This is a genomic window from Bacillus sp. ISL-78 (assembly GCF_018613455.1).
Classification (GTDB): Bacteria; Bacillota; Bacilli; order Bacillales; family DSM-1321; genus Peribacillus; species Peribacillus frigoritolerans.
Map to the genome: position 1 here is coordinate 22,513 of NZ_JAGGQC010000004.1, position 26,640 is coordinate 49,152.

Consider the following 26,640-nt stretch of genomic DNA (forward strand, 5'->3'; position numbering starts at 1 on the left):
ACGGATGCTTGAAGTAAAAGGGTTAACAGGTGGATATCACAACAAAGCTGTTTTGGACTCTGTCTCTTTTGATGTACATAAGGGGGAATTATTCGGGATTCTTGGTCCTAATGGCAGCGGGAAAACGACGCTTTTAAGTATGCTTAGCGGGGTGCTCGATTATAAAGGCGGAAGCGTACGGATAAGCGGCAGGGATTTGAAGGATTATTCGTCAAAGCAACTTGCACAGGTCATTGCCGTGCTCCCTCAACATTCCTCATTAGCTTTCTCCTATACAGTAAAAGAGACGGTCTCGCTTGGGCGATATGCCCATCTATCAGGTTGGTTCCATAGTTGGTCCGCAGAAGATGAATCGATTGTCCAGCGGGTGATGGAACAAACGGGAGTAGCTGATTTTCAGGATCTTCATTTCGATCGATTATCAGGAGGGGAAAGACAGAGGGTCCTTCTGGCACAGGCCCTTGCCCAAGAGCCGGAAATCCTTTTTTTGGATGAACCTACGAACCATTTGGATCTTTCCTATCAAAAAGATCTTCTTGATCTAATGAGGAAAATGGCAAAAGAGCAGAAGTTGACCGTTATTTCAATTTTTCATGATTTGAATTTGGCTGGATTATATTGTGATCGGCTTATGCTGCTTGAGAAAGGGCAGATTCAGGTTGTTGATGTGCCGAATGAAGTGCTTCAACAGGAACGGATTCAGGGTGTATATCATACGACGATCGAAAAACATCCGCATCCCGCCCTTCCGAAACCGCAAATGTTCATCGTTCCGGAAAAGCATGGCCAGGATACGATCCCGTTGGAAATTGATGATTCTTATTTGACAGTCGGATTTGAGATGATTCAATTGAAGTCTCCGATCCCGCTTAGAACGATGTCTTCTGGAGTGACTGGTTCAGGGACGGGCTGGCATAAGTATTTTGTGAATAGGCACGTCCATCATGGTTATGATTGCGAGGATCATCATGTTGAAATGGCCGACTATTTAACAGCTCATGGTTTTGAGCCTCAGGAAACGGTAGGGATGATGACAGCTGTCTTTCTCGATACGGTTGCATTCAGGCTATTAAGAGCTGAAGATTTCTCGGTTTTTATCATTGTGACGGCCGGTGTGGGGAATGCCATCGACGCTTCATTAGCTGACCGGCACTCTTGGAGTTCCGCTCCAGGAACGATAAATACATGGATATTCGTAAATGGGCATTTGGCAGAAGAGGCATATATCCACAGTATAGTGACTGCGACCGAAGCAAAAGTAAAAGCGCTTCATGATTTGCTTGTCATGGATAAGGTGACAAATACTTGTGCAACAGGAACATCGACAGACAGCATGTTGATTGCGGCAACTCAAAGAGGGGCAAAGCTTCAATATGCAGGCACCATCACTCCGTTAGGGAAGCTGATCAGTCGCGGTGTATATGATTGTACAGTGGAAGCATTGAAGAATAATCGGAAGCGGATTGAGGAATTATGATTTATCATCATCTTTTTGCGGTTACGCTGGCGTTTTTCCTTGATTTATTAATTGGAGATCCGCCAAATTGGCCGCATCCAGTCAAATGGATAGGAACGCTGATCAGCAAGTTGGATCTGGCATTCAATAAAGGGGCATATAAGAAACGGAAAGGGCTCTTCATGTTGATCATCGTCCTATCGGCGGTGTTATTGATTACACTTCTTACCGTTTATTTGGCTTATCTAATCCATCCGCTTGCAGGTATCCTTTGGGAAGCTGTTGTCATTTCCACAACGATAGCTCAGAAGGGCTTGAAGCAAGCTGGGATGGATGTTTGCCTTCCGCTTAATGAACGGGATTTCCCTGAAGCGAGGGTAAAGCTTTCCTATATCGTTGGCCGTGATACGGCTGATCTTGATGAACCAGAAATCGTCAGGGGCACCGTGGAAACCGTAGCGGAAAATACCAGTGATGGGATTACAGCGCCATTATTTTGGGCAGCTATCGGCGGTGCGCCGCTCGCGATGGTGTACAGGGCGATTAATACCTGCGATTCCATGGTAGGGTACAAGAATGATAAATATGGGCAATTCGGCTGGGCTTCAGCTAAACTCGATGATATCGTCAACTGGATTCCCAGCCGCCTCACCGGATTCCTGATGTTGCTGAGCTCGAAATCCGGCTATCATGGATTCGGCGCCAGATGGAAGATATTATTCAATGACGCAAAAAAACATCCAAGCCCGAATAGCGGGTGGTGTGAAGCAGGCGTTGCGGCCATTTTGGGAATCCAGCTTGGAGGTCGGAACATGTACAAAGGAATTGTTTCCGACCGTGCGAGGATGGGAGTTCCGCTTGTTCGATTGGAAGCAAAACATATACCACAAACGATTACCATCATGCATCGGTCATCTTTTCTATTTCTGCTGATGCTATGGTTAGGGGGAATTACTCTTGACGTTACCTTCTCATGGCTCTAATCCTCATTATCTTTATGAAGCGCTGGAAATCGAAATGCCTGAATCGGTTCTCGACTTCAGTGCCAACATCAACCCATTGGGTCCGCCTTTACGCATAAAGGAACAGTGGTCTGAGTTTTTCGAAGGAATCCTTCAATATCCAGATCCGCATGCCATTGAACTGACAAAATCAATTGCAAAAAAAGAAGCACTTCCCAAGGAATCCGTTTTGATGGGGAACGGTGGTGCTGAAATCATCATGCTGGTAGCGAACGGATTAGCCAATCAAAGGGTGCTGATCATACAGCCGGCATTTGCGGAATATGCTGAAGCTTGTTTGGCAGCAGGATGTAAGGTCGATTTTCACCAGCTTGATGCTCCTGGGTGGCAATTGGACTTGGAACGATTGATTCCAAGATTACCCGAATACGATGCCATTTTCTTATGTACGCCTAATAATCCGACTGGAGTTTCATTTAAGCGGGATACAGTTAGGGAATTGATCATTGAATGCCAAAAAGCGGATTGCCTGGTTGTCCTGGATGAGGCTTTTTATGATTTCACGGAGGATGCCTTTAGCTATGCTTCTTTAATCCATGCATTTCCACATTTACTCATACTAAGATCAATGACTAAAATCTTTGCGATCCCCGGTTTGAGACTAGGCTATTTGCTTGCGTCACCTGACATCATAAAACGGGTAAGGAATTATAAACCGCATTGGAGCGTCAACCATGTGGCACTTGAAGTAGGGAAAATCTGTCTTGCAGAAGAAGCCTATATGAGAAAAACAAGAGACTATATTGCATGGCAAAAGCAAAGACTATTCCCGTTTTATGAGGAGCAGGGGTTGGATGTCTCCGATAGCACAGTTAATTTTTATTTGGTGAAAGATGAATCTTTATCCCTTTTCCCCTTTTTGCTGAAAAAAGGAATCGTACCGCGCCATACCTATAATTTTCCGGGCTTGGATGGAAGGTGGCTTCGGTTTGCAGTGAAGAGTGAACATGATAACGAAGCACTGATGGAGGGGGTAAGACAGTGGAGAAAGCAAGGCTCTGTTTTATAACCGGGGGTGTCCGTTCTGGAAAAAGCAGCTTCGCGGAAAGAAAAGCCCTGGAGTATGCACTCCAGATGGATGGGAACTTGCATTACCTCGCCTGTGGCCGAGTCAGTGACGCTGAGATGGGTGAACGCATCCTTAGGCACCGGAAAGATAGGGAAAGCAGCCCGATTGCGTGGAAGACCTCCGAATACGCAACGGATATTACAAGAATAGGGGCGGATATTGATCAGGATTCCATAATTCTGCTCGATTGTCTGACAACCCTGCTTGATAACGAACTATTTGGTCCTGGCCTTCCGCTTGAAGAAGAATTCTTAAATAGCGTTTTTTCAAAAATAATAACCGGAATCAATGAGATAAAAAAACAATCCAATTGTTTAATAGTCGTGAGCAATGAATTGGTACAGGAACCGATTTTCCAGGATGATTTCCTTCATATATACGGAAAAACACTGGGGTTGCTTCATCAAACGATCGTCGGGATGGCCGATGAAGCCTATTTAGTGGAAGCGGGAATTCCATTGCGGAAGAAAGGGTGCATGCAGGAATGAGCGGAGTGATCGGTTTTTTAATTAACCTGCAGTTCTTTACAGTCTTTCCAATAAAGAAACAGCTTCCGATGGAGAAGAAATATATTCACCGTGCCATTCAAACCTTTCCATTAGTAGGTCTTTTGCTAGGCTTGATATTGGGCGGCGTTTTGTATGCACTAGTGGAATGGACCCCCTTGTCATCGCTTTCGATTGCCTTTTTCCTTTGGTTTTTGACCATGGCATTAACGGGAGGTTTGCATCTCGATGGCTGGATCGATGCAAGTGACGCTTTTTTTTCCTATCAGGATAAAGAGCGGCGATTGGAAATCATGAAGGATTCCAGGACAGGTGCCTTCGGTGTCATCTCCGTCATAGTCCTATTGGCCGCACGGTTTCTATTTATCTATGAAATTGTTGAAAGGGTAAATGAATGGACATATTTCTTGATCATTGCCCTTCCGCTCTTAAGCAAATGTGTGATGGGTTATTTACTCATCCGGATGCCGCTCGCTAAAAAGGAGGGGCTCGGTGCCTTTTTTCAAAGTGCAGTGATGAAAAGCAGTTTGCCCATTTATTGGCTGTACCTTCTTGTAAGTCTGGTGTTCGCCTGGATCATTGATTTTAAGCTTGTCCCCTTATTTTTCATCATGTGTCTGGCTGCCGTGTTTTTCCTGGTTTATATAAAACGTAAAATCGTCAGTTGGTTCGGTGGGATAACGGGGGATGTCCTGGGGGCATCCGTGGAAGGGGTTGAACTTTGGTTATGGCTGATATTGTGGCTATTACATTACTTCGCCATGGGCTGACAGTAGCCAATGAACGAAAGGCCTATTTAGGCTGGACGGATTCTCCATTAAGTACAGAAGGAGAAAAGGAAATACTGGGCTTAAGGGGCTCGTACCCACAGTATGAAAAAATTTTCAGCAGTGATTTGTCCCGATGTGTGGAAACTGCACGCCTGCTGTTTCCACATGCAGTTCCAATCAAAAACCCTTTGTTCCGTGAGATGAACTTCGGCAGTTGGGAAGGGCGGACGTATCATGAGTTGAAGACAGATGGAGATTATCTTAATTGGCTGGAACGTCCCATGGAGGCACTGGTGCCTGGGGGCGAAAGTTATCCGGCATTTTCCGAACGTGTGAATAATGGCTGGAAACAATTGATTGCCTGTAAGGAAAACCGCTTTGCCCTAATGACCCATGGAGGGGTAATTCGTGATTTATTGGTCCGCTATGCCCCGAAGGAAAAGTCCTTTTTTGATTGGGGAATTTCCCATGGCAGGGGATATGAGCTGATATGGGAAGACCGGAACAGCTTAAGGAGGGGAGAACGCTGCACTTTGTTACAGGAGGCGCCTATAATGGGAAAACTAAATGGGTAAAGCAATTGTATGGTTTGGAAAAAGATGTCCTTTGGTTATCCGGTTATCGAGAAGAACAGCCGGAATTGATTGATTTCCAAGGCAGGACAGTTGTATTGCAAGGTTTGGATGCATGGATTCAACAAGATGCAGAAAAGATGGATTCAGATTCGATTCGAAAAAGATGGAAGGAAATCATGGCTGATTGGCGAATATGGGAGAAAGAAAGGGATGAACACAGCTGCATTGTGATCGGTTCTGATATTTCCAAGGGAATTGTCCCGATGGAAGCAAGAGACCGCAGATGGCGCGATGCCTGCGGATGGATCTATCAAGATGTAGCATCCATATCAAAGCGCGTTGATATCATCTGGTATGGAATTAACCAGCGAATAAAGTAGAGGAGGTAATTGGGATGAAGATCTATACACGTACAGGGGATAAGGGACAAACCAGCGTAATCGGAGGTCGGCTTGACAAGGATGACATTCGTGTTGAATCTTATGGAACGGTGGATGAAGTGAATAGCTATATCGGTCTTGCGGTGACAGAATTGGATCCTGCGATATTTACGGATGTACTGGCAGATCTAGAGAAAATCCAGCATGAGTTATTTGACTGCGGAGGAGATTTGGCAACCGTTTCCGAGAAAGCCCCGCAAAAGCTGACGGAAGAGACCATTACCTATTTGGAAGAACGGATAGATGCCTTCATACTTGAAGCGCCGGAACTGGAAAAGTTTATCTTGCCTGGCGGTTCAAAAGCGGCTGCAACGATTCACATTGCCCGAACCGTGACAAGAAGGGCAGAACGATTGGTCGTTTCATTGATCAAGTCGGGTGCGGCCGTTTCACCATTATCACTTCAATATTTAAATCGTTTGTCGGATTACTTCTTTGCTGTTGCACGTGTGATCAATTTCCGTCTTGGTGTAAAAGATGTGGAATATATCCGCAGCGCAAATGTGTTCCGAGGAGGGAAAAGAAAGGAAAAAGAGTAAACATGGACGTAAGAAAAATTAGTGCAATTGCTATATTCATCGCCTTATCGGCGGTAGGGGCAATGATTAAAATTCCTTCACCGATCGGAAGCATCGCTTTGGATAGTTTCCCGGCCCTTTTGGCGGCTGTCATACTTGGCCCGGTATCGGGAGCTATAGTTGCTGGGCTTGGTCATATCATTTCAGCGTTCATCGGCGGCATGACACTTGGTCCATTCCATTTTTTGATCATGGTCGAAATGGCTGTCCTGACATGGCTGTTTAGCATTTTATATATAAAAGGGAAAAAAGTAGGCGCATTTTTTCTCTTCTTTATCAGTAATGCCTTCGTTTTGGCCCTGCCTTTCGCATTTCTGATCAGCCCTGGCTTTTACACGTTATTGGTTCCGGGCTTAACGGTGGCGACGGCGGTAAATATAGTATTGGCAGTCCTTTTATTGCCGCGCTTGGAGCCTGTTTTGAAAAAAATCATTTTTAAAGATGGATTAGCAGAATGAGTGATTCATTGATTTTGCCATTTTCCGAATCAGATTCCTTGATCGTCTCAAGTGACAATAGCGGCGGGATCGGACTGAAGGAAAAAGATCTTGTCCATGTCCCTTATGAGGTCGTTGGATATTATTCCTTTCGGGTTGCCGTCATGGAATGCCTGGGCGTTGGCGGAATCCCCGTATCCGTCGTTCTAAATAATTTCTGCGGCGATGAAGCCTGGGAGGACTTGACCAGGGGTGTCAGGAAGGGGATGAATGAATTGGGAATGGAGGATCTTCCCATCACTGGCAGCACAGAAAGTAACATGCCGCTTCTTCAGTCAGCACTTGGTCTTATGGTGATTGGTAAACGAGTGAATGAACGTGTTAAAAAGCAACAGCCCTTACGGAAAATCGCTCTGATCGGCAGGCCGCTCGTTGGCGAAGAAGTAATGGAACAGCAAGAGTGGGTCGCGCCATTATCTTTATATAAAAGCTTATGTGAAATGGAAGGTGTTCAGGCACTTCCAGTCGGCTCAAAAGGGATAGCGTATGAATGGGAGCATCTGGATCAAAGTGGTGAAGGTGTTTCTGTGCATATAAGCAATAAAGTCGATATTGAAAAATCATCAGGACCATCCACCTGCTTCCTCATTGCCTATCCTGAACAACTTGAGGAAGAAATCAAGCAAAGATCCGGTCCTCTTTTTATTGGCGGTTGATCGATTCATGACTGAATCAGGCATCGAGTTTAGTTCATAATGAACGGGTTCGATGCTTTTTTCATGAGATCTTACCTTGATGGTTTCCTTATCCTATTTAGAGTGAAAGCTTGAATAAGATGTTTGGTTTATTTGGATAGGCGGGCTTGTTGCCCGATTTTATCCTGCCAAAGTAAAATGAAACCCATATATTGCGTTACTGCTCACTTCCGTCACTTTAGGGATCATCACAGGTATGGATATTCGGGATGTTGCAGATGCTGTTCAGACAGGGGTAGGTAATACTCTTGGTAATGTTGATCGGACCTTTGGTGAAGATTCAACATGGAATGATGGGTTGATTTCATCGGAAAAAAAATCATTGCGCCTCATGGTTTCATTCTTTGCATTAGGTTGCGCTAGAGGTTTTAATAAAGGGGTGCAAAACCAATTCATGTCCGCTGCCTTCATCATCTAGATTATTGGAGCGGGCGGTGCATTTAAAAATGTATGGCAAGAGCTGATGAATGAAGCCATTGCAGGTCAGTCTAGCGACATCCTTTGATATTGTTGGGCTGGCTCGTTACAGCCATGATAAATATTAAGCTGCCTGCCGATCATATCTGCTGTCCTGGTGTTATAGTGAATTCTGGTCCATTGCTCCATCACATGTGAATGGAGCAGATTTAGGATGGTCGGCAGTCGCACAAACGATAAAGTCTTGAACGGTTATGGAAATGATTATCTCAGTCGTTTCACTTATCCTAATCTTACTATTGAATTCAATTGTTTAAGAGAAAGGAGCATGATGTATATATGAAACATTCAGGTTATATGATGGGGATCGATATTGGCACGACGAGTACGAAAGTTGTTCTTTTTACAAAAGGGGGGGAAGTTGTCCAATCTTGTTCAAGGGGATATCCTCTGCACAGTCCGACTCCTTCCGTTGCGGAACAAGAGCCCGAAGAAATATATAAAGCGGTCATCATAGCAATTGGCGAGGTCATGATTGCAAGCGGAATAGAAAAGCAAGAACTGGGCTTGATATCGTTCAGTTCGGCGATGCATAGCTTGATTGCAATGGGTAAGGACGGCATTCCGCTTACGAATAGCATTACATGGGCGGATAATCGAAGTGTTGCCTATGCGGAGAAATTGAAGGCTTCAGAACAGGGAATGCAATTGTATCACAGGACGGGAACACCTATTCACCCAATGTCCCCAATCACGAAAGTAATGTGGTTAAGAAATGAGCATGCCGGGATTTTTAACGAAACGGACAAATTTATAGGAATTAAAGAATACATCATCTATAAATTTTTCAATGAGTATGTAATGGATCATTCACTCGCTTCTGCAACGGGCATGTTCAACATGAATGACCTGAATTGGGATGAAGAGGCACTCACCATTGCTGGAATTGGGGCTGATAAGCTGCCGATGCTTGTCCCTACAACGCATATCCTCTCAGGCTTAAGTGAGGAATTAGCTGCAAAAATGAACATTCATGCTGGTACACCGTTTGTGATTGGAGCGAGTGATGGAGTGCTTGCCAACTTAGGTCAAAACGCAATCAAGCCTGGCGTTCTGGCAGTGACAATCGGAACGAGCGGTGCGGTAAGAACCATCAGTGACAGGCCGCTTACCGATCCCAAAGGCCGGACATTCTGCTATGCCCTTACTGAGAATCATTGGGTAATCGGCGGACCCGTCAACAATGGGGGAATCACCTTCCGATGGGCACGCGATCAATTGGGCCGTGTGGAAATCGAAAAAGCGAAGGCTTCGGGACAGGACTCCTATGAGATTCTGACGGATATGGCTTCTATTATTGCACCTGGTTCTGATGGGTTGATATTCCATCCGTATATGGCAGGGGAACGGGCACCATTATGGAGTGCCGATGCAAGGGGCTCCTTCTTTGGACTGGCGCTTCATCACACTCGTGACCATATGGTCCGGGCAGTACTGGAGGGTGTGATGTATAACTTGTACAGTGTCCTTATAGCCGTAAAGGAATTGACTGGTGCTCCCGAGAAGATTCATGCAAGCGGCGGATTTGTCCGTTCGAAGCTCTGGCGCCAAATCATGGCTGATATATTCAATCAAAACGTGACAATCCCAGAAAGCTTCGAGAGTTCGAGCTTAGGTGCCGCCGTTCTTGGATTATATGCTTTAGGCGAAATCGAAAGCCTTTATGAGGTTGAGGGTATGGTTGGTGAAACGAATGAACTTGTCCCGATCGAAGAGAACGTTAAAGTGTATGAGGAATTGATGTCGATTTATTTATCCTTGAGCAGGCAATTGGAAGGTGACTACAAGAGGATAGCGGATTTCCAAAGACGCCATTTAGAATGACTCTTAGGATGAATAAGCACTGTGCTTCAATTTGTCGAAAAAAAGAGGGCGGAATTCACAGAAAACAACTGGAACTTTTATTAATAAAAACTGAGGCAGACAGGCTTTTCCTCGAATTTGTCTATAGTCTAAAGGCACAGATGCATAAGCACTGTGCTTTTCTTTTTGCCTGGTAATTATAATGGTAAGATGGAAGAAAACGATAAGGGGAATTTTCTTATGGGAGCCAGTAAAACGAATGCAATGCGAATTCTTGATAACAAACGTATAGAGTATGGCATGATGAGTTATGATGCCCGCGATGGAAAAATTGATGGGATCACTGTTGCTGACAAGATTGGAAAAGCGCCAGAAACCGTTTTTAAAACGCTTGTCACCCATAACGGACCGCAGCAGCTTTACGTATTTGTCATTCCTGTAGCTACCGAATTGGACTTGAAAAAAGCAGCGAAGGCCGCAGGTGCAAAAAAAATTGAAATGCTTGCGGTTAAAGATCTGCAAAAATACACAGGGTACATTCGAGGAGGCTGTTCCCCGATCGGAATGAAAAAACAATACCCGACCTTTATCGATGAAAGTGCAGCAAACCTGACTGAAATCATCGTAAGTGGGGGGAAAATCGGTACACAGATCGTTTTAAAACCGTCAGAATTCCTGGAAGTCACACAAGCGGAACCTGCAGCCCTAATAAAATAAATTGTTTACCTTTAGGTATTCACCTATTAGGCCTTTTCTTCATACGCTGTCTTGAAGATCACATTTTTATTGTGAGGGAGAGTGTGAAAGTGACAGGAAAAGTGATGAATTATTTTGCTGGAGGCAATACGGCTAAAGGTTTTTATAGTTTATATGATTCAAATTTAAAAGGTCTGGAAAGATTATTCATATTAAAAGGCGGACCTGGTTCCGGTAAATCGACCATTATGAAAAAAATCGGCCAAGAATGGCTGGATAAAGACTATGACATCGAGTATTTACATTGTTCGTCCGATAATGATTCCATTGATGGAGTAATCATACCGGCTTTGAAAATCGGTATCGTGGATGGGACTGCGCCGCATGTGATTGAACCGAAGGCACCAGGGGCGATTGAGGAATATGTCAATCTTGGGGCTGCCTGGGATTCCCAGCAGCTGGCTTCTGAAAGAGCGGCCATCATAAAGTTGACGAATGCGAGAAGCAAGAGTTTCGAGAAAGCATATGCCCTATTCGCTGAAGCATTAAAGATACATGATGAATGGGAAGACATTTACAAGTCAAATATTGATTTCGCAAAATTGAATGGGTTGACCAATAAATTGATTGAAAGCTTTTATAGAGATATCGTCCTTAATAAGAAGTCGGATGTTCGTCACCGATTCTTAGGTGCAGCTACACCAACGGGTGCAGTTGATTTCATCCCCAATATTACTGAGGGAATACAAAAACGGTACTTTTTAAAGGGTCGTCCAGGTTCAGGGAAATCAACGATGCTGAAGAAGATTGCAAAGGCTGCGGAGCAAAGGGGCTTTGATGTGGAAATATATCATTGTGGCTTCGATCCGCATAGCTTGGACATGGTAATCGTCCGGGAGGTGGGGATCGCCATTTTTGACAGCACATCGCCTCATGAATATTTCCCTAGTTGTGGAGGGGATGAAATCATTGATATATATAAAACGGCCATTTTGCCTGGAACAGATGAAATATATGCCGATCAATTAAAGGATGTTTCCACCAGGTACCGCACGAAAATGAATGAAGCGACAGCAAATCTGGCTAAGGCAAAAGAGCTTCATGACGAACTCGAAAAGATTTATGTGAAAGCAATGGATTTTACAGCCATCGATGATATTCAAAAAGACATCAATGAACAGATTACTGAACGGGCTCAAGATGTCGATAGAAAAACGATTCTACATTAAGAAAATAAACTGCGCCTGCCTTAATTAGGCGCAGTTTATTTATATTTTTTAATCCCCGAAGCCACACCAAGAATATATACGGGTTTGTTAAACGTGTTTATCCACGCCCTTTCGGTTAAAATAGGGATTATATTGAAAAAAAGGGGCGGATTGAATTGATAAAGACGATTGCGATTGATATGGACGGAACATTGCTAAACAAAATGCAAAAGGTCAGTGAGGAAAATAAACAAGCAATCCAGAGGGCGCAAAACGAGGGAGTGGAAGTGATCATTGCTACTGGAAGATCTTATGTGGAAGCGAGGTTCGCTTTAGATGAAGCAGGCATCGTTTGCCCTGTCATCTGTGTAAATGGTGCTGCCCTCTTCACGGAGGAAGGGAAGATTGCCGCTTCCAAACCAATGTCAGCAGCCACTGCTAAAATGGTCGCTGGATTCCTCGAAGAACAAGGGATTTATTTCGAAATATATACGAGTCAGGGGATTTATTCCAAAGACTATGAAAACGCAATATCTGTTTTGGTTGATGTATTCGTTACAGCCAATCCCGACATTGACCCTGAGGGTATGCGAAAATTTGCAGAGCAGCGTTTACAGCTGGGGCAGGTAACTTCCATTTCCGATTATTCCGAGTTATTCAGCCGTTCGAATGAGGAATATTATAAAATTCTCAGCTTCTCAAAGGATTTAACTTTATTAAATCAAATTGCTGCGAAATTGGAAGGACAAGGAGTTACAGTCACTTCATCAGGACGTGAAAATGTAGAAATCATGAGTGAAACGGCTCAAAAAGGTACGGCACTTGAAACATATGTAAATGGAAAATCCGGCTCGATGCAGGAAACCATGGCTATTGGGGATAATTATAATGATGTATCCATGTTTGAACGGGTAGGTTTGTCTGTCGCAATGGGAAATGCCCCGCTCGAAATTAAAAATCTGTGCGATGAAGTAACAGGAAATAATGATGAATCAGGCGTCGCGGAGGCCATTTTAAAGGTACTTAAACAGTCAGCCTATTAAACTCATGAATCAAAGGGGGAAAAGACCTTTGAAAAAATTGCTCTTATTTTTCCTTATGGCTACATTGTTTTTAACTGGTTGCAACAGGAATGATGACGAAAGCAAAAACAGGCCGAATCCTGACAAAGAAGTGACAGGCGCATTAGGGGAAGATCCGGATGTGTTGGTAACGAACCTGCAGGCTCCATGGTCGATTCAGAAGAATGGGAACACAATGTATGTGTCAGAGCGGACAGGAACCATCGTCGAATGGGACAAGAATAAGATGACACGGCAAAAGGTCAATCTTAAAAAGACATTGTCAGCTAAAGCGGAAGCTGGATTGCTTGGATTTTTGCTAGCTCCCGATTTCTCTAAGAGCGGGCAAGCTTTCGCCTATTATACTTATGAAGAGGGCGGGGATTCCATCAATCGCATCGTCATTTTAGAAAAAAGTGATGATATTTGGCAGGAGATGGGGACCTTAATCGACGGAATACCAAGCGGGGACTTCCACCATGGCGGCAGGATCAAGATTGGACCGGATGATAAGCTATATGCAGCAACAGGTGATGCAAGAAAGTCTGAAATCGCACAGGACATAGAATCTTTAGGCGGGAAAATTCTGCGCCTGAACCTGGATGGCACCATTCCTAAAGATAATCCTTTCGGGAACTCATACGTCTATTCATACGGTCACCGCAATCCACAAGGTCTGGCTTGGGATTAATCAGGACAGTTGTATGAAAGTGAGCACGGAGATTCGGCTCACGATGAACTAAATAAAATTGACCCGGGTAAGAACTATGGCTGGCCAGACATACAGGGCGATGAGCAAAAACCGGATATGGTAAAACCATTGATTCATTCCGGTGAAAATACATGGGCTCCTTCAGGCATGGCCTATTTTGACGGAAAGCTGTATTTTGCAGCCTTAAGGGGCGAAGCGCTAAAGAGTTACGATGTAAAGAGCGGAAAACTGACCAATATCATCACGGGCTCAGGAAGGATACGTGATGTATTCGTTGATGAAGAATACATATATTTCATAAGCAACAATACGGACGGGCGAGGAAATCCTGGTGAAAAGGATGATAAGCTATATCGTTTGTCGCTATCTCGGTTAAATATGCCTTGATGTTATCAGTGAGAAGAAATGGAGTATATATTCGGGAACCCCGCTAGCGGGGTTTCCTTTTTGTGTATGGCCCCAAAACCCACGAGTAAAAGCGCGAAATTGACGAGTAAAAGTGTGAAACTCACGAGTAAAAGCGCAAAACTCACGAGTAAAAGTGTGAAACTCACGAGTAAGATCCCCAATCTACTGAAAAAGGGATTTTTTTGTCTTGGAAGTCGTGGAGAAGCTAAGGAAACAGTGTCTACGATTATTTTCGTTCTTCCTGAGGGCTAGACATTTTTAATGAATAGGTGTATAGTTACCTAGGTAACTACTTTACAGGAGGAATACCTTTGTCCTTTCAAAATGGTTTTTTTCATCATAACTTACAATTTTCAAGGTCATTTACGAAAAAGTTAAATGAACAATTGGCCAAGGTTGATCTTTATCATTCCCAATGGTCGATTGTATATTATCTAAGTCAGTTCGGCTGTTCTACGCTTGTTGATATAAGCACTTATTTAGATGTGGAGAAACCGACGGTAACCAGGACGGTAAACCGATTGGAAGAACTTGAGTTGATTGAACAAGTTCCAGGAAAAGATAAACGGGAACGGAGAATACAGTTAACGGAGTCAGGTTTAAGGACTTATCAAGAGGCCAAAAAGGTAGTTGAGGAATTTGAACTTCAATTAATGAGCGGTTTGGCTGAAGAAGACCGGGAGGCAACGTTACGAACGTTGATTTTCCTGAAGGAAAAATTAAAACAATAGTAAGGAAGAAGGATTGAAATGAATCACAAACCGAAATTGTGGACGAAAGACTTTCTGATTGTTTCGTCTGCGAACTTTTTTCTATTTTTAACTTTTTATGTCCTGATGGTGACATTGACCATTTATACGATGGATAATTTTCATGCTTCGCAAGCACAAGCAGGGCTTGCTTCAAGTATTTTTGTTCTTGGGGCTGTGCTTGTCAGACCGATTGCAGGGAAAAAAATTGACAAGATCGGCCGCAGAAAGATGTTGCTTGGCTCGTTGGTTCTATTCCTGATTGCATCAATTGGATATTTCCTGGTGAATAGTTTATCCCTCTTATTAGTCGATCGGCTTATTCACGGTTTTGCTTTTGGCCTTGCCACTACGGCAACTGGCACGATTGCTGCAGATATCATTCCGAATGAAAGACGCGGGGAAGGTACAGGTTACTTTGCCATGAGTACCAACTTGGCAATGGCATTCGGTCCGTTCATTGGATTGCTGATTACACAGCATTTCAGTTACTCCATCATTTTCTATGCAGCCTCCTTATTTGCCGCATTTTCTTTAGTTGCATCATTATTCATGAATGTGCCTGAAGGGGATAAGGGCGGAGCTTCACCACAAAAAGGATTTAAAATCAGCGATTATTTTGAAAAAAGGGCACTGCCCATTTCCATTTTTATCGGATTTGCCGGATTTACCTATTCGAGCATTTTGTCCTATTTAACGTCTTTTGCGAAGGAAATGGATTTAATGGATGCGGCGAGCTTCTTCTTTGTCGTTTTTGCTGTTTTCCTTTTGGCGTCCCGTCCGTTTACAGGACGGATGTTTGATGTGAAGGGGGAAAATGCAGTTATTTACCCATCGCTTTTGCTATTTGCCGTCGGTATGGTCATCCTCAGTCAATCTCATCATGGTATCACGCTCCTGATTGCCGGCGCCTTGATCGGAGTGGGGTACGGTACATTCCAATCAAGCTGTCAAGCGATTTCCATCAAGGAAGCCCCATCAAATCGGATGGGATTAGCCACATCCACATTTTTTACAATGTATGACTTCGGTATTGGTGTTGGCCCATTCTTATTGGGATTCCTTATTCCATTTACAGGGTTCAAAGGGTTATTCATGGGAATGTCGGTTTTTGCATTCGTACTTATTGGCATTTATTACTTGGCACATGGGAAAAAAGCATCGGCAAGAGTGAAAATGCAGCATGAGGAACGCTTGTCTGCCTAAATTTTTTCAATAGGATTGTATAAAAAGAAAAATTTTGGGGATGCTTATATTATGATTGATTTTCCAAAGTATCCCCCTTTTCTCCGCCTGTAATCCACAGGCGTTTTTTTATGCCTAAACAAAGAAAACCGCCTTATTGGCGGTTTTCTTAAAATTTATAGGTCCATAATCTTTCTTTGCGGATCCAGTCAAGGAAATCTGCATCCTGATTCTCGAATTTCTCTTTCCAATCGATCACCATTGCTTCCGTTTGCGAACGGTGGGCAGTGAATGTGGCTACCTTTTTTTCTTCGACGGCAGTGATATCATGGACGATGTCGGGCTGTCCCAATTCGTCAATGCAGTTATTCGAGAAGGCGACACAATGAAGTTTAGGTCTCTCTTTCTCTTCCATTCTTTCCACGGCCCGAACTACAGCCCGTGCTGTCGCTTCATGATCCGGGTGGACACTGTATCCTGGGTAAAACGTAATGATCAATGATGGATTTAATTCATTGATGGCATCGGTAAATAATGAAGTCAGCTTTTCATCATCTTCGAATTCAATCGTCTTATCACGCAATCCAAGCATGCGTAAATCTTGGATGCCAATCGCATTTGCAGCATCGATTAATTCCTTTTTACGAATTTTAGGAAGTGATTCCCTTGTTGCGAATGGAGGGTTTCCTAAATTACGTCCCATTTCTCCTAAAGTTAAGCATAAATAGGTGACAGGAGTGCCCGCTTCTCTATGAAGGGCAAGCGTTCCGGAGACCGAGAAGGCTTCATCATCGGGATGTGGGAATATAACTAATACATGGCGTTCTTTTTCCAAGGTATATTTCTCCTTCCGTACTACTTACAGTAAGTATGTTTATCGGTGAATGGGAGTTTTCATCGGAATCATCATATGATATATATCAAGCAAGTTGTCATCATTCAAAGGGAGTGGGACTGAGCTGCATGGAGACAGCAAGCTTTCCGGAAAAATCAAGGCCTGCCAATAGCAATCTCCCCTGTTCATCCATTTCGAAGTGGTTAACGCCTTCTGCATATACCCAGCCAATATTGAGCTTCAAGCCGATGCGATAGGGTCCATCCCCAACTATCTTGCCATGTTCATACTGAATAAAAGCGTTACGAATATAAGCACCTGCCGAGAAGAAAGCTTCATCTACATGAGTGGCATAGGCGCCATTTGTCGTTTCAAGGTGAAGATATACATCTTGTCCGGCGAAAGAATCAATGGCATTTTGCACCTCTGTACGGTCTATAGGTTTCATTCGATAATTTCCTCCTTAACTGGGCGGCTAGATAAGCTTTTCCTTCTTTCTATTTTACTAGATAAAAACAAAAAAAGCGAAAAAGGCCGCTCGATGAATTTGAGCGGCCATTAAACTTGATGTTTTATTTTTGTGTTTTTTCCGCAACCCCATATTTATGGTATGCGCCATGATTGACGGGTCCGACATAGTCATTCATTTTCCAAGAATGGCGAACCGCTTCGGTGATGAAGTCTTTGGAAATGAGGATAGCCTCACGCGGGCTTTTCCCTTCAGCCAATTGAGCTGCGATGGCGGCAGAAGATGAACAGCCGGCACCATGTGTATTGGTCGTTTCGATTTTTTCCGATTCAAGGATTTCAAATTCTTGTCCATCATATAAAAGGTCGATGGCTTTATCATGATCAAGCTTATTACCGCCTTTGATCAAGACATATTTTGCACCAAGTGCATGAACCTTTTCAGCTGCAGCCCTCATATCATCAATCGTCTTGATAGGAGCAGTTCCCGCTAACTGAGCGGCCTCGAACAGGTTAGGTGTGACTACAGTTGCACGTGGAACAAGCAGTTCGCGCAGTGCTACAGCCGTTTCAGGGTGCAATACTTCATCTTCACCTTTACATACCATAACTGGATCGATTACGACTTTGTCCAGCTTCAACTCATCTATTTTACGGGCAACAAGTTCAATGATTTCCACTGATCCAAGCATTCCTGTCTTCATGGCATCAATGCCTATTGATAGAATCGTTTCGATTTGGGCTTCCAAAACTTCGACAGGTGTAGGGAATACATTATGGGCCCAGCCATTCTTCGGATCCATCGTCACGATTGTCGTTAAAGCGGACATACCGTAAACGCCGAATTCTTGGAATGTCTTTAAATCTGCTTGAAGACCTGCGCCGCCGCTCGAATCAGATCCGGCAACCGTCATAGCTCTTTTCATAGTCATTATGTGACCTCCTCAGGAGAATTAGATATCGATATTATCAGCATACCAGTTAATATCCTATTTTTAGAATATACCAAAATTTCTTTTATGTAAAACTTAGTTTTCAGCCTAATATGAGTGTCTTGGCGAAGGAAGGGCAATCGCCTCGCATAAGTCATTTTTCGAACCTGTAATTAAGGAAATTGGATGGATGTCAGCCCCTACTTCCATCTTTTGATGGACAAAGCAAAGGTTGTGAAAGTGTCATTATTTTCAAATTTGATTTAATATATTTAAATATAGTGGAGACACATTTAGTATAGCTTTTCCGTTCGATGCTGGATTAAACCCAAAAAGGGAGGTTGATTTCTATGGAATGGACCATGTTGCTTTTAGCTGGCGGGAAATCAAGCCGTATGGGAGTGAATAAGGCACTTTTGACCGTAGGCGGCATTGTGAACATTTCAAGAGTGGCATCCGAATTGAAAAAGGTGTCAGAAAACATTATGGTCATTACGAATACATTTGAAGAATATCATTTTCTGCAACTTCCGCTCATTCCGGATTTACATAAAGATCAAGGACCTCTTGGCGGATTGCATGCAGGGCTGACCTCATCGAAAACGGAGCTTCAGTTCCTTGCAGCGTGCGATATGCCGTTTGTGAGTGCAGCTGCCATCAAGGAAATCATTACCCATTATGAACCTGGATTCGATGCTGTCATTCCAGAAATAAATGGCAGGCTCCAGCCGCTTTTTGCGGTTTACCATAAAAGGTGTCTTCCTGTACTGACGGAGTGTTTATTAAAGCATGAATTAAAAATGAGCCTATTCTTGGAAAAGATCTCGGTGAAAATCATGAAAGAAACCGACTTTACGTTATATCGCGAGAATCCTGAACAATTTCACTACCTTTTTTTCAATATGAATACGAGGGAAGATTATCAAAAGGCAGATTATATTGATCAAACTGAATTATATAAAGGATGGTAGACATGAATTATAATATTTCAAAAGAGCCGATTGTCATCCAGGAAGTGATTGATAAAGTAGTCAGTCGAAATGCAGGTGCCGTCACGACCTTTATTGGTACAGTGAGGGAAATGACGGAAGGAAAAAAGACCCTCTTCCTAATTTACGAAGCGTATGTACCGATGGCCATCAAGAAATTGGAGCAAATCGGATCTGAGATCAAGGAGCGTTGGCCTGATGCAGAAACGGCGATCACCCATCGTGTAGGTAAACTTGAAATCACGGATATCGCAGTGGTTATTGCCGTTAGTACGCCGCACAGAAATGATGCATATGAGGCGAATAGGTTTGCGATCGAAAGAATTAAAGAAATCGTCCCGATTTGGAAAAAAGAACACTGGGAAGATGGGGAGACATGGGTAGGAAACCAGTTGGAAACCGTTCCATATCCATCAGGGAAACCGGAAGAGGGGGATATTGATGATTAATGTACTTTTATTTGCCCATTTGAAAGATGAGCTAGGCAAAGAGACTGTTTCAATAGAAGGAAATGGAGTGAGTGTTGCCCAGCTAAAAGCAAAGATGAAGGTGGATTTTAAATTGGAAGGTCTTGAAACCGTGATGACAGCGGTCAATGAGGAATTTGCCGATGATGACACGATTTTATCTGATGGAGATACAGTTGCTTTCATTCCGCCAGTAAGTGGAGGGTGAAGGATCCGGAAGGGAGGGATCACGGTGAAAGAGCGATATTCAAGGCAGACTTTATTCGCACCCGTTGGTGAAGGGGGCCAATTGAAGATTATGAACAAGCATGTCTTGCTTCTTGGTGCAGGGGCTTTGGGATCTGCTAATGCCGAGGCCCTTACTCGTGCAGGAGTAGGGAAGCTTACCATTGTCGACAGGGATTATGTCGAGACCAGTAATTTACAGCGCCAACAAATGTATACGGAACGGGATGTCGCGGAGAAACTGCCAAAAGCAGAGGCGGCAAAGCGTCATTTATTGGATATCAATCATGAAGTTGAGGTGAATGCGATCATCATGGACGCAACTGCCCAGAATCTCGAACAGCTGCTTGGTGATGTTGATTTGATATTGGATGCAACCGACAACTTTGAGACACGGATGATTATTAATGATTTATCACAAAAGCTTCATATTCCGTGGATTTATGGAGCTTGTGTGGGGAGCGTGGGCATGACTTTGACGATCCTTCCCGGGCAGACTCCATGTTTGCACTGTTTGCTTAAAGCGATCCCGATTCAAGGAATGACCTGTGACACAGGAGGGATCATATCACCGGCTGTTACGATGGTAGTGGCACACCAAACTGCCGAGGCTTTGAAAATCCTTGTTGAAGATTGGGAATCGGTACGGCCTGCACTTGTTTCTTTTGATCTGTGGAGAAATCAATACCAAACCGTTAAATTGACAAAAGCGAAAAAGAGAGATTGTCTCTCATGCGGAGAGCAAAGGACATACCCCTTTTTAACAATGGAAAATGCAACGAAAACGGCTGTTCTTTGCGGGAGGGACACTGTACAGGTAAGACCGCCAAAACCTCTGGAACTGCAACTCGAAAAATTAGCCAAAGATCTGGACGGCAGCGGTTATTTGGTGAAATTCAATCCATTTCTTCTCTCCTGTGAAAAAGCTGGGGAACGTATCGTCATTTTCAAGGATGGCCGGGCGTTGATTCACGGTACGAAGGATATGGTCCATGCAAAGGCCGCGTACCAAAGCATCCTGGGATAATGATCATAAAAAAACGAGGCCCCAGGTTTTGGGTCCTCGCTTTTTTATGAATCCATATAGGGTAATGGTACGGGTTTTAGTGTGTGACCCCGTCTTTGTTATCTTGTTTGGAAGCAACGATGACTACTTTTCCTTCGTCAAGTACTTCCTCGTAACGTTCTGCCTCCATATCACTAAGGCCAAGGTTGCTCATTCGATTACGAAGTTCATCTCCGCGAGATTTAAAGAGATTTCCGACGGTATCAAGGAAACCTTGTTCCTTCATGCCTACATCTTCTGTATTTGTATTCTCGGTAAGGTGTTTAGAACGGGTTTTATCATGGGCAAACAAATATACATCGTCTTTCGTATAACCTGACGTAACTAATTCATCGATTTTTTCCTTTGCTTGTAAACCGTTTTCTACTACATGTACTTGATACATATAAACTCCTCCTTGAATTTTATTAAGATTTTCTTGAATATAGGTAAATGGAATCTTGCTTATTACAGTTGTTGATTGGCTATAGTAGTATATAACCTCAATTGGGCCCTGTTAAACATTTATATCAGAAAATATTTAGTAAGTGGTGAAGCGGAATACCTTCTGTATGCGGTAGGTCAAGTATTTGAAGACAGGCAGTTTCTTTTGGTATTCACTGTAATCCACCGTGTATGTTCCGTTTTGATTTGTCCAAAGTCTATGGAAATAGCTGTCGACATCCTTGGAAACGTCCCCATCATTTGGAGCATGGATTTCAACATTCGCTTCAAGGTTATAGTCATCTAGATTTCGTGAAGTATAATTAGCCGATCCTCCAAGAATGACCGTTTCATTAGCTTTTTGGATCATCATCAATTTTGTATGGAACTGTTCTTTAGCTGTTTTATACCAGCGGATCGAGATGTTTTCATCCCCCAGTTTTTCGAATTCGGCGGCAACCGGAAGATTGGGCAGCCCGATTTTTTCGCTTCCGAATGCGTTTTGATTCGGATCCAATATCATTTCAATCTTCACACCCCGTTTAGCTGCATCCGTTAATGCCTCGACAACCTCGCGATCGGCAATGTAGAACATGGCAAGATGGATCTTGTCACCATTTTCGGCATCCTTAATTGCCTTTAGGACATGTTTATTGATTTTTCCTTCCGTTAGCAGTTGTACCGATATTGGCCCTTTATCTGCTGATTTCTCCTTGAAATCAGGAAATGACCTTGGTCCTCCCGAGAATTTCGAAGCGGCTTCCTCGGCTTTAACGAAATCGCCGATTATATTCCCGTCCATCTGGAAGGCAATATTGGAATGGAATCCACTTGCGTCATGAGGATTGGCAGATGAGATGATGGCCGTTTTTTCAGTCGCGACCACTTTTCTGTGATTGGCTTTGATATTCATCAGTCTAAGATAAGAACGCAAGGTGACCTTTGGTGCGCTTTTAGCCATTGGATTGACGATCCAGCCTTTCCCGTTTTCACCGAACCATTGGAAAAAGGTCCGATACACACCTGAATAGAGAGGATTCGGATCCCGGAGGCGGTCCAAGTTGGTAACAATGACATCAATTCCATTTTTCTTCATCGTTTCCAATGCCTCTAACTGGTAGGCATTATAGGAAGTATTCACTTCATCAGTAATGAATATAATCTGGAGGTCAGGTTTCTTTTTCTTCTGTTCAACCAGATTATCCTTCAGCGTCTCGGTTAACTTCGGGAAGTTTATCTTTTCATCATAAAAAGCATTAAACAAAAACATATCGATTACGATATAAGAATCAGCCTCTTCTATGGCTTGATTTATGGTTTGGAAAATTCGCTGCTCATGTTGCAGATTCCCTTGTTCATCGTGATAGGAAAGGTCATAGATGAAATCGATATCCTAGACATGATGAACTTTCCCTTCATAAGAAATGCCATCGGGAAGCGGCTTGTAGCTGTTATAGGCAATGACGATTGCAATGACGGTCAAAAAGCTGACAAGCAGATAAAATCGTTTTCTTTTGTACCACTTTTTCATAGGAAAGCCTCCAACATGGTTAATTTGCTTGCTAACTTTCTATTTTCCCCTTTTTGGGGTATATAGAAACATAAATCGTAATCTATGGAAAAAGGCAAGGCGATGAAGTTTGATATAATATAGTTTCAAAAAGCGGAGAGGGGCTGTGGCAGATGGCAAAGCAGTTTTTAACAAATGATTGGTGGCCTCTATTGAAAGAGGAGTTCAAAAAAGAATATTACCAGGAGCTATGGGAATTCATAAAGCAAGAGTACAGTCAGCAAGTCATTCATCCGGATCAGGACGATATTTTCAATGCGCTTCACTATACTCCTTTTGAAGATGTAAAGGTTGTCATCCTTGGACAGGACCCTTACCATGGCGAGGGTCAGGCACATGGCCTTAGTTTTTCAGTTAAGCCGGAGGTGCGCATCCCGCCCTCATTAAGAAATATCTTTAAAGAATTACACACCGATCTTGGCTATGATGTACCGGATAATGGTTACCTGGTCGAATGGGCAAAACAGGGAGTGCTTCTATTGAATACCGTCTTGACTGTCCGTGAGGGAGAGGCGCACTCACACCGCGGAAAAGGATGGGAAATCTTTACGAATCAAATTATCCGCCTATTGAATGACCGCCCGAAACCGGTTGTATTCATCCTGTGGGGGAAACCTGCTCAAACCAAAATCCCTTTGATTGATGAAGCCCGCCACAAAATCATTAAGTCCGTACATCCGAGTCCGCTGTCGGCATCCCGTGGTTTCTTTGGCACCAAACCATTTTCCAAAACAAATCAATTGCTGATGGAAATGGGGGAATCTCCAATTGATTGGAAAATCCCGAACCGATGATATCGGCAATAGAACGAAACGGGTGAATTGTATGGCGTGCCGTCATTTCTATATAACTTGGGATCTGAGTTTTCCAAAAGGCTGCCGTGCTTTTCAATTCAAAACATCAAACCAGCCTTCTCTTGATGTCTTTCGTTCTTCAGGAGAGCCATGCTTGAAATTCCAAGCAAAGCCAATTAAAAGGTAGGAAATATGCAAGGTGTTTTCTTCTCTGATTTTTGCTATGCTAGTTATGATAGTTTTGACCTGTATATAGACGAGGTGGTAAAGTTGGATATTTCATCAAGACAAATGTTGGATAAAATCGAAGAGCTTGTTTTAAAAGCGAAACAGGCAAATTCAGAGGATAAGGTGCAAGGGTATGTTATGGCCATTAAGTCCCTTTGTGAAGTGATGGTTGATGAAAAAGCTGCGAACATCAGCATACAGAAGCCAATCACATTGACCCAGCCCGTCATGTCGGCTACACCGAATGTAGAACCGGTTAAAATGGATGAGGCCAATGGGGAGTCCTTGTTCGATTTTTAAATTAGGGAAGGGGAGCGAAATAATTGAAACTGTTCATCATATTAGGTGCATTGAATGGGTTTATTGCAGTGGCACTTGGTGCATTCGGTGCGCACGGACTGGAAGGGAAAATTCCTGATAAATATTTGGAAACTTGGCAAACCGCTGTTCAATATCAAATGTTCCACGCGGTGGGTTTATTGGTGCTCGGTTTATTGGCTGGGAAAATTGATAGTCCGCTGATCAACTGGTCCGGCTGGCTTATGCTAATAGGAATTATCCTATTTTCCGGAAGCCTATTCGTTCTAAGCGTTACGCAAATCAAAGTCCTTGGTGCCATCACACCGCTTGGCGGAGTTTCTTTCTTGGTTGCTTGGGTCTTAATGATCATTGCTGCGTATAAATACTTGTAAGGTCAGCTGAGGCTGTAGACAAATTCGAAGAAATCGAGTTTGCCTGCAGTTTTTTTTATGGATTGTACAATTTGCACGGACATTACCGCTGCAGGCACTCGCTTATCCAGAGGCGGGCTCGCACCTTTTTCTCCAATCAACTTTGTTATTACATATAGATAGAAACCATACCTGATGAGTTGAAGGTGGAATGTTTTCCGAACCTCTACAAACTGAGCTGATCGATCTTTTTGGAAAAAGTCATGCCAATATAAGAAGAGCCTCGGAATCAAATGGATTCCGAGGCTCTTCTTTATTGAATTTCCTTCACCTTGGGGAATAGGTGGTAAGCCCAGCGCCCCCGAATGGATATTCATATTCGATTTCCTCATCAAACGTTATATAATCTAAGTATACCATCGGGATTAAGTATCGTTTTCCCGTTTGAGGATCGCTTATGATTAAGTGATCGCGTCCTGCAGCCTCGATGATTCCTTTGAAGATCTTGGCATTCCATTCCTTGTTGTTTTCAAACGTTGTATAAACAGTGGCTAATTTCCCTTTATTCAAACGCAAGATGTTCTCGATGTATGATTGTTCGACCGGAAGCATGCCAGGTATCTGCGGTCCGGAAGTGGCTGGACTCACCTGCATCGGCATTTGTTGTGGCGTGCCGGCCATAGTGGGCTGTTGTGGCTGGTATGGCGGTTGTTGGTATCCTTGCTGCGGGTAACCCTGCTGCTGGTTAGGATTCTGCTGCCTTAGTTCAGGCTCATTACTTTCATAGGGGTAATAAGGGCTTCCTCCGTACGGGTAATTACCATAAGGATTATTTTGTGACATTGCATTCCCTCCTGAATTCAAGGTTTAGTTGATGCTGTGGAATTTGGATAATCCGAGAGTGTGGACTGGGAGAAACAGTGCGATTTATAGCGACCGGTAGTATTGTATATGTTTTCTGGACAATCCCCGGGTGGCTTAAAAAACCACAATGAATGTTAAGCGATACATAACGGCTGCCGTTCATGATAAAAGCCATATCCTCTTGCCGGCTAATGAATAGAAGTAACGTTCCTTCACCTCGCTGGAGTCAGGAATTGCCTTGATCAATTTTCCTGAAGCTGAATGGGACTGTGAAAAAATAAATTCATCACTATTGAAAATGTATGGGATGGGGATTGGATTTATTCCACAGCCGGGGAAAAAATAAAAAGGGGCGGACGGAAAAAAAGCCTCCGGAAACCGGAAGCCCTTCGTCTTAAACGTATAGGAATGAAGATACATTTTCTTCAGGCAGGATATTGCCTACAAAGAAAGAGCCAAATGCAGCGTAGCGTGCACTCACTTCATCAAAACGCATTTCATAGATTAATTTTTTGAATTGAAGGACATCATCTGCGAATAGAGTCACGCCCCATTCATAATCGTCAAAACCGACAGAACCTGAAATGATTTGTTTTACTTTACCCGCATAACTGCGGCCAATCAAGCCGTGGGAACGCATTAAGCCTTTGCGCTCTTCCATGGAAAGCATATACCAGTTATCATCGCCATCACGACGCTTGTCCATTGGATAGAAGCATACATGTTTCGCTTTTGGCAGTATCGGATAAAGTCTGGAACGAACATGAGGGTTCTGGTATGGGTCCTCACCATCTCCGCCAGCTAAGTAATTGCTTAATTCCACGACCGAAACGTATGAATAAGCGGGAATTGTATATTCGGCAAGCTTCGTTTTGTTGAATTCGTTTTCGATTGCATTCAATTCTTCCATGGTCGGACGGGCAAACATGAGCATGAAGTCCGCTTTCTGACCAACGATGGAATATAGGGCATGGCTGCCTTCATTGTCGCTTTGAGTCATATTCCATTTATCCAGTAAACCTTGGAATTCCGAGATGGCCAATTGGCGTTCGTCACTTGATAACGTTTTCCAAGAAGCCCAGTCGATCAGGCGGAAATCATGTAAACAATACCAGCCGTCCAGTGTTTGTGCTGCTTCACTCATTACAATCACTCCTAAGTCTTATTATAACTTTTAATATAGCATAGTTTCAGTATAAGG

The 26,640-nt window shown here is 43.4% G+C and carries 33 protein-coding genes and 2 pseudogenes; 26 read left to right on the plus strand and 9 right to left on the minus strand.

Annotated elements, in window-relative coordinates; genetic code table 11:
* Window positions 1-4: 4 nt before the first annotated feature.
* The 19 genes and pseudogenes from J7I96_RS28970 to J7I96_RS05680 all read left to right on the plus strand — a co-directional run.
* Window positions 5-754 (plus strand): annotated as a pseudogene (locus J7I96_RS28970) (heme ABC transporter ATP-binding protein); the annotation flags it as partial.
* A gap of 87 nt (window positions 755-841) precedes the next feature.
* Window positions 842-1,477 carry an adenosylcobinamide amidohydrolase gene (locus tag J7I96_RS28975; RefSeq protein ID WP_483861590.1) on the plus strand — a complete coding sequence of 212 codons (636 nt, stop codon included), beginning with the start codon at window positions 842-844 and terminating at the stop codon, window positions 1,475-1,477.
* A complete protein-coding gene (cbiB, locus tag J7I96_RS05600; RefSeq protein ID WP_214772433.1) occupies window positions 1,474-2,439 on the plus strand; it encodes an adenosylcobinamide-phosphate synthase CbiB in 966 nt (321 codons plus the stop codon). The genes J7I96_RS28975 and cbiB overlap by 4 nt, the downstream gene beginning before the upstream one ends.
* Window positions 2,414-3,487: a threonine-phosphate decarboxylase CobD gene (gene cobD, locus J7I96_RS05605; protein WP_214772431.1), complete on the plus strand. Its 1,074-nt coding sequence runs from the start codon at window positions 2,414-2,416 to the stop codon at window positions 3,485-3,487. Before cbiB ends, cobD begins: the two co-directional genes overlap by 26 nt.
* Complete coding sequence (locus J7I96_RS05610; RefSeq protein WP_214772429.1) at window positions 3,460-4,035, plus strand: bifunctional adenosylcobinamide kinase/adenosylcobinamide-phosphate guanylyltransferase; 576 nt, start codon at window positions 3,460-3,462, stop codon at window positions 4,033-4,035. The genes cobD and J7I96_RS05610 overlap by 28 nt, the downstream gene beginning before the upstream one ends.
* Window positions 4,032-4,823, plus strand: a complete 792-nt coding sequence (gene cobS / locus J7I96_RS05615; protein WP_214772427.1) for an adenosylcobinamide-GDP ribazoletransferase — start codon at window positions 4,032-4,034, stop codon at window positions 4,821-4,823. The genes J7I96_RS05610 and cobS overlap by 4 nt, the downstream gene beginning before the upstream one ends.
* Window positions 4,781-5,398 (plus strand): histidine phosphatase family protein, encoded by a 618-nt coding sequence (locus J7I96_RS05620; RefSeq protein WP_214772425.1) that lies wholly within the window; start codon window positions 4,781-4,783, stop codon window positions 5,396-5,398. Before cobS ends, J7I96_RS05620 begins: the two co-directional genes overlap by 43 nt.
* A gap of 5 nt (window positions 5,399-5,403) precedes the next feature.
* Complete coding sequence (locus tag J7I96_RS05625) at window positions 5,404-5,778, plus strand: bifunctional adenosylcobinamide kinase/adenosylcobinamide-phosphate guanylyltransferase (RefSeq protein WP_251029100.1); 375 nt, start codon at window positions 5,404-5,406, stop codon at window positions 5,776-5,778.
* Between the two features lie 14 nt (window positions 5,779-5,792).
* Window positions 5,793-6,377, plus strand: a complete 585-nt coding sequence (locus J7I96_RS05630; RefSeq protein WP_214772423.1) for a cob(I)yrinic acid a,c-diamide adenosyltransferase — start codon at window positions 5,793-5,795, stop codon at window positions 6,375-6,377.
* A 2-nt stretch (window positions 6,378-6,379) separates the two neighbouring features.
* Window positions 6,380-6,874 (plus strand): ECF transporter S component, encoded by a 495-nt coding sequence (locus tag J7I96_RS05635; protein ID WP_214772421.1) that lies wholly within the window; start codon window positions 6,380-6,382, stop codon window positions 6,872-6,874.
* Window positions 6,871-7,569 (plus strand): ATP-binding protein, encoded by a 699-nt coding sequence (locus J7I96_RS05640; RefSeq protein ID WP_214772420.1) that lies wholly within the window; start codon window positions 6,871-6,873, stop codon window positions 7,567-7,569. The genes J7I96_RS05635 and J7I96_RS05640 overlap by 4 nt, the downstream gene beginning before the upstream one ends.
* A 190-nt stretch (window positions 7,570-7,759) precedes the next feature.
* A complete protein-coding gene (locus J7I96_RS05645) occupies window positions 7,760-8,026 on the plus strand; it encodes a GntT/GntP/DsdX family permease (protein WP_214772619.1) in 267 nt (88 codons plus the stop codon).
* A gap of 338 nt (window positions 8,027-8,364) precedes the next feature.
* A complete protein-coding gene (gene gntK / locus J7I96_RS05650; protein WP_214772419.1) occupies window positions 8,365-9,909 on the plus strand; it encodes a gluconokinase in 1,545 nt (514 codons plus the stop codon).
* 219 nt (window positions 9,910-10,128) lie between these two features.
* Window positions 10,129-10,605, plus strand: a complete 477-nt coding sequence (gene ybaK / locus J7I96_RS05655) for a Cys-tRNA(Pro) deacylase (RefSeq protein ID WP_214772618.1) — start codon at window positions 10,129-10,131, stop codon at window positions 10,603-10,605.
* An 89-nt stretch (window positions 10,606-10,694) separates the two neighbouring features.
* Complete coding sequence (locus J7I96_RS05660) at window positions 10,695-11,813, plus strand: PRK06851 family protein (protein ID WP_053536930.1); 1,119 nt, start codon at window positions 10,695-10,697, stop codon at window positions 11,811-11,813.
* Between the two features lie 155 nt (window positions 11,814-11,968).
* Window positions 11,969-12,835, plus strand: coding sequence for a Cof-type HAD-IIB family hydrolase (locus J7I96_RS05665; protein WP_214772418.1), 867 nt, complete (start codon window positions 11,969-11,971; stop codon window positions 12,833-12,835).
* 28 nt (window positions 12,836-12,863) lie between these two features.
* Window positions 12,864-13,952, plus strand: a pseudogene (locus tag J7I96_RS05670) (PQQ-dependent sugar dehydrogenase).
* 332 nt (window positions 13,953-14,284) lie between these two features.
* A complete protein-coding gene (locus tag J7I96_RS05675; RefSeq protein ID WP_214772416.1) occupies window positions 14,285-14,704 on the plus strand; it encodes a MarR family winged helix-turn-helix transcriptional regulator in 420 nt (139 codons plus the stop codon).
* A gap of 18 nt (window positions 14,705-14,722) precedes the next feature.
* Complete coding sequence (locus tag J7I96_RS05680; RefSeq protein ID WP_214772415.1) at window positions 14,723-15,928, plus strand: MFS transporter; 1,206 nt, start codon at window positions 14,723-14,725, stop codon at window positions 15,926-15,928.
* A gap of 148 nt (window positions 15,929-16,076) precedes the next feature.
* On the opposite strand, the gene bshB2 is transcribed toward J7I96_RS05680, so the two are convergent.
* The 3 genes from bshB2 to pdxK form a co-directional block, all read right to left on the minus strand.
* Window positions 16,077-16,742 (minus strand): bacillithiol biosynthesis deacetylase BshB2, encoded by a 666-nt coding sequence (bshB2, locus tag J7I96_RS05685; RefSeq protein ID WP_034315960.1) that lies wholly within the window; start codon window positions 16,740-16,742, stop codon window positions 16,077-16,079.
* 100 nt (window positions 16,743-16,842) lie between these two features.
* Window positions 16,843-17,190, minus strand: a complete 348-nt coding sequence (locus J7I96_RS05690; protein ID WP_034315946.1) for a YojF family protein — start codon at window positions 17,188-17,190, stop codon at window positions 16,843-16,845.
* A gap of 124 nt (window positions 17,191-17,314) precedes the next feature.
* Window positions 17,315-18,142, minus strand: coding sequence for a pyridoxine/pyridoxal/pyridoxamine kinase (gene pdxK, locus J7I96_RS05695; protein ID WP_214922145.1), 828 nt, complete (start codon window positions 18,140-18,142; stop codon window positions 17,315-17,317).
* A 350-nt stretch (window positions 18,143-18,492) separates the two neighbouring features.
* Between pdxK and mobA the strand changes: the two genes are divergently transcribed.
* Genes mobA through J7I96_RS05715 form a run of 4 tightly spaced genes read left to right on the plus strand, consistent with a single transcriptional unit; the run spans window position 18,493 to window position 20,850 of the window.
* Window positions 18,493-19,113: a molybdenum cofactor guanylyltransferase gene (gene mobA, locus J7I96_RS05700; RefSeq protein ID WP_214772410.1), complete on the plus strand. Its 621-nt coding sequence runs from the start codon at window positions 18,493-18,495 to the stop codon at window positions 19,111-19,113.
* Window positions 19,114-19,115: 2 nt separating this feature from the next.
* Window positions 19,116-19,580, plus strand: a complete 465-nt coding sequence (locus J7I96_RS05705; RefSeq protein ID WP_214772408.1) for a molybdenum cofactor biosynthesis protein MoaE — start codon at window positions 19,116-19,118, stop codon at window positions 19,578-19,580.
* Window positions 19,573-19,806, plus strand: a complete 234-nt coding sequence (gene moaD / locus J7I96_RS05710; protein WP_214772407.1) for a molybdopterin converting factor subunit 1 — start codon at window positions 19,573-19,575, stop codon at window positions 19,804-19,806. Before J7I96_RS05705 ends, moaD begins: the two co-directional genes overlap by 8 nt.
* 24 nt (window positions 19,807-19,830) lie before the next feature.
* Window positions 19,831-20,850: a MoeB/ThiF family adenylyltransferase gene (locus J7I96_RS05715; protein WP_214772406.1), complete on the plus strand. Its 1,020-nt coding sequence runs from the start codon at window positions 19,831-19,833 to the stop codon at window positions 20,848-20,850.
* Window positions 20,851-20,926: 76 nt separating this feature from the next.
* Here J7I96_RS05715 and J7I96_RS05720 read toward each other — a convergent pair whose 3' ends face one another.
* The 3 genes from J7I96_RS05720 to J7I96_RS27890 form a co-directional block, all read right to left on the minus strand.
* Complete coding sequence (locus J7I96_RS05720) at window positions 20,927-21,274, minus strand: YflT domain-containing protein (protein ID WP_192207294.1); 348 nt, start codon at window positions 21,272-21,274, stop codon at window positions 20,927-20,929.
* Window positions 21,275-21,409: 135 nt separating this feature from the next.
* Window positions 21,410-22,576, minus strand: coding sequence for a phospholipase D-like domain-containing protein (locus J7I96_RS05725; RefSeq protein ID WP_251029101.1), 1,167 nt, complete (start codon window positions 22,574-22,576; stop codon window positions 21,410-21,412).
* Between the two features lie 129 nt (window positions 22,577-22,705).
* Entirely contained in the window at window positions 22,706-22,843 is a 138-nt protein-coding gene (locus J7I96_RS27890; RefSeq protein ID WP_251029102.1) for a hypothetical protein, read from the minus strand.
* A 152-nt stretch (window positions 22,844-22,995) separates the two neighbouring features.
* Between J7I96_RS27890 and J7I96_RS05730 the strand changes: the two genes are divergently transcribed.
* The 3 genes from J7I96_RS05730 to J7I96_RS05740 all read left to right on the plus strand — a co-directional run bounded on the left by J7I96_RS05730 (window position 22,996) and on the right by J7I96_RS05740 (window position 24,596).
* Entirely contained in the window at window positions 22,996-23,676 is a 681-nt protein-coding gene (locus tag J7I96_RS05730; protein ID WP_214772404.1) for a uracil-DNA glycosylase, read from the plus strand.
* 270 nt (window positions 23,677-23,946) lie between these two features.
* A complete protein-coding gene (locus tag J7I96_RS05735; RefSeq protein WP_053536917.1) occupies window positions 23,947-24,204 on the plus strand; it encodes a YwdI family protein in 258 nt (85 codons plus the stop codon).
* Between the two features lie 23 nt (window positions 24,205-24,227).
* Window positions 24,228-24,596, plus strand: a complete 369-nt coding sequence (locus tag J7I96_RS05740; protein ID WP_053536916.1) for a DUF423 domain-containing protein — start codon at window positions 24,228-24,230, stop codon at window positions 24,594-24,596.
* 2 nt (window positions 24,597-24,598) lie between these two features.
* Here the strand turns inward: J7I96_RS05740 and J7I96_RS05745 are convergent, their stop codons facing one another.
* From J7I96_RS05745 to hemQ, 3 genes are all read right to left on the minus strand, one after another.
* Entirely contained in the window at window positions 24,599-24,952 is a 354-nt protein-coding gene (locus J7I96_RS05745) for a hypothetical protein (RefSeq protein ID WP_214922258.1), read from the minus strand.
* The gene (gerQ, locus tag J7I96_RS05750; RefSeq protein ID WP_214772402.1) at window positions 24,903-25,418 is read right to left on the minus strand and encodes a spore coat protein GerQ; all 516 of its coding nucleotides are present in this window, start codon (window positions 25,416-25,418) and stop codon (window positions 24,903-24,905) included. Before gerQ ends, J7I96_RS05745 begins: the two co-directional genes overlap by 50 nt.
* A gap of 415 nt (window positions 25,419-25,833) precedes the next feature.
* The gene (gene hemQ / locus J7I96_RS05755; protein ID WP_053536913.1) at window positions 25,834-26,583 is read right to left on the minus strand and encodes a hydrogen peroxide-dependent heme synthase; all 750 of its coding nucleotides are present in this window, start codon (window positions 26,581-26,583) and stop codon (window positions 25,834-25,836) included.
* Between the last annotated feature and the right edge of the window lie 57 nt (window positions 26,584-26,640).

What these genes read in the sequence shown, in the direction of transcription:
- J7I96_RS28975 (WP_483861590.1), top strand. Translation starts at nt 842, where the DNA reads ATGATTCAATTGAAGTCTCCGATCCCGCTTAGAACGATGTCTTCTGGA.
- cbiB (WP_214772433.1), top strand. Translation starts at nt 1,474, where the DNA reads ATGATTTATCATCATCTTTTTGCGGTTACGCTGGCGTTTTTCCTTGAT.
- cobS (WP_214772427.1), top strand. Translation starts at nt 4,032, where the DNA reads ATGAGCGGAGTGATCGGTTTTTTAATTAACCTGCAGTTCTTTACAGTC.
- J7I96_RS05620 (WP_214772425.1), top strand. Translation starts at nt 4,781, where the DNA reads ATGGCTGATATTGTGGCTATTACATTACTTCGCCATGGGCTGACAGTA.
- J7I96_RS05630 (WP_214772423.1), top strand. Translation starts at nt 5,793, where the DNA reads ATGAAGATCTATACACGTACAGGGGATAAGGGACAAACCAGCGTAATC.
- J7I96_RS05635 (WP_214772421.1), top strand. Translation starts at nt 6,380, where the DNA reads ATGGACGTAAGAAAAATTAGTGCAATTGCTATATTCATCGCCTTATCG.
- J7I96_RS05640 (WP_214772420.1), top strand. Translation starts at nt 6,871, where the DNA reads ATGAGTGATTCATTGATTTTGCCATTTTCCGAATCAGATTCCTTGATC.
- gntK (WP_214772419.1), top strand. Translation starts at nt 8,365, where the DNA reads ATGAAACATTCAGGTTATATGATGGGGATCGATATTGGCACGACGAGT.
- ybaK (WP_214772618.1), top strand. Translation starts at nt 10,129, where the DNA reads ATGGGAGCCAGTAAAACGAATGCAATGCGAATTCTTGATAACAAACGT.
- J7I96_RS05680 (WP_214772415.1), top strand. Translation starts at nt 14,723, where the DNA reads ATGAATCACAAACCGAAATTGTGGACGAAAGACTTTCTGATTGTTTCG.
- J7I96_RS05690 (WP_034315946.1), bottom strand. Translation starts at nt 17,190, where the DNA reads ATGAAACCTATAGACCGTACAGAGGTGCAAAATGCCATTGATTCTTTC.
- pdxK (WP_214922145.1), bottom strand. Translation starts at nt 18,142, where the DNA reads ATGACTATGAAAAGAGCTATGACGGTTGCCGGATCTGATTCGAGCGGC.
- mobA (WP_214772410.1), top strand. Translation starts at nt 18,493, where the DNA reads ATGGAATGGACCATGTTGCTTTTAGCTGGCGGGAAATCAAGCCGTATG.
- J7I96_RS05705 (WP_214772408.1), top strand. Translation starts at nt 19,116, where the DNA reads ATGAATTATAATATTTCAAAAGAGCCGATTGTCATCCAGGAAGTGATT.
- moaD (WP_214772407.1), top strand. Translation starts at nt 19,573, where the DNA reads ATGATTAATGTACTTTTATTTGCCCATTTGAAAGATGAGCTAGGCAAA.
- J7I96_RS05720 (WP_192207294.1), bottom strand. Translation starts at nt 21,274, where the DNA reads ATGTATCAAGTACATGTAGTAGAAAACGGTTTACAAGCAAAGGAAAAA.
- J7I96_RS27890 (WP_251029102.1), bottom strand. Translation starts at nt 22,843, where the DNA reads ATGAAAAAGTGGTACAAAAGAAAACGATTTTATCTGCTTGTCAGCTTT.
- J7I96_RS05730 (WP_214772404.1), top strand. Translation starts at nt 22,996, where the DNA reads ATGGCAAAGCAGTTTTTAACAAATGATTGGTGGCCTCTATTGAAAGAG.
- J7I96_RS05745 (WP_214922258.1), bottom strand. Translation starts at nt 24,952, where the DNA reads ATGAATATCCATTCGGGGGCGCTGGGCTTACCACCTATTCCCCAAGGT.
- gerQ (WP_214772402.1), bottom strand. Translation starts at nt 25,418, where the DNA reads ATGTCACAAAATAATCCTTATGGTAATTACCCGTACGGAGGAAGCCCT.
- hemQ (WP_053536913.1), bottom strand. Translation starts at nt 26,583, where the DNA reads ATGAGTGAAGCAGCACAAACACTGGACGGCTGGTATTGTTTACATGAT.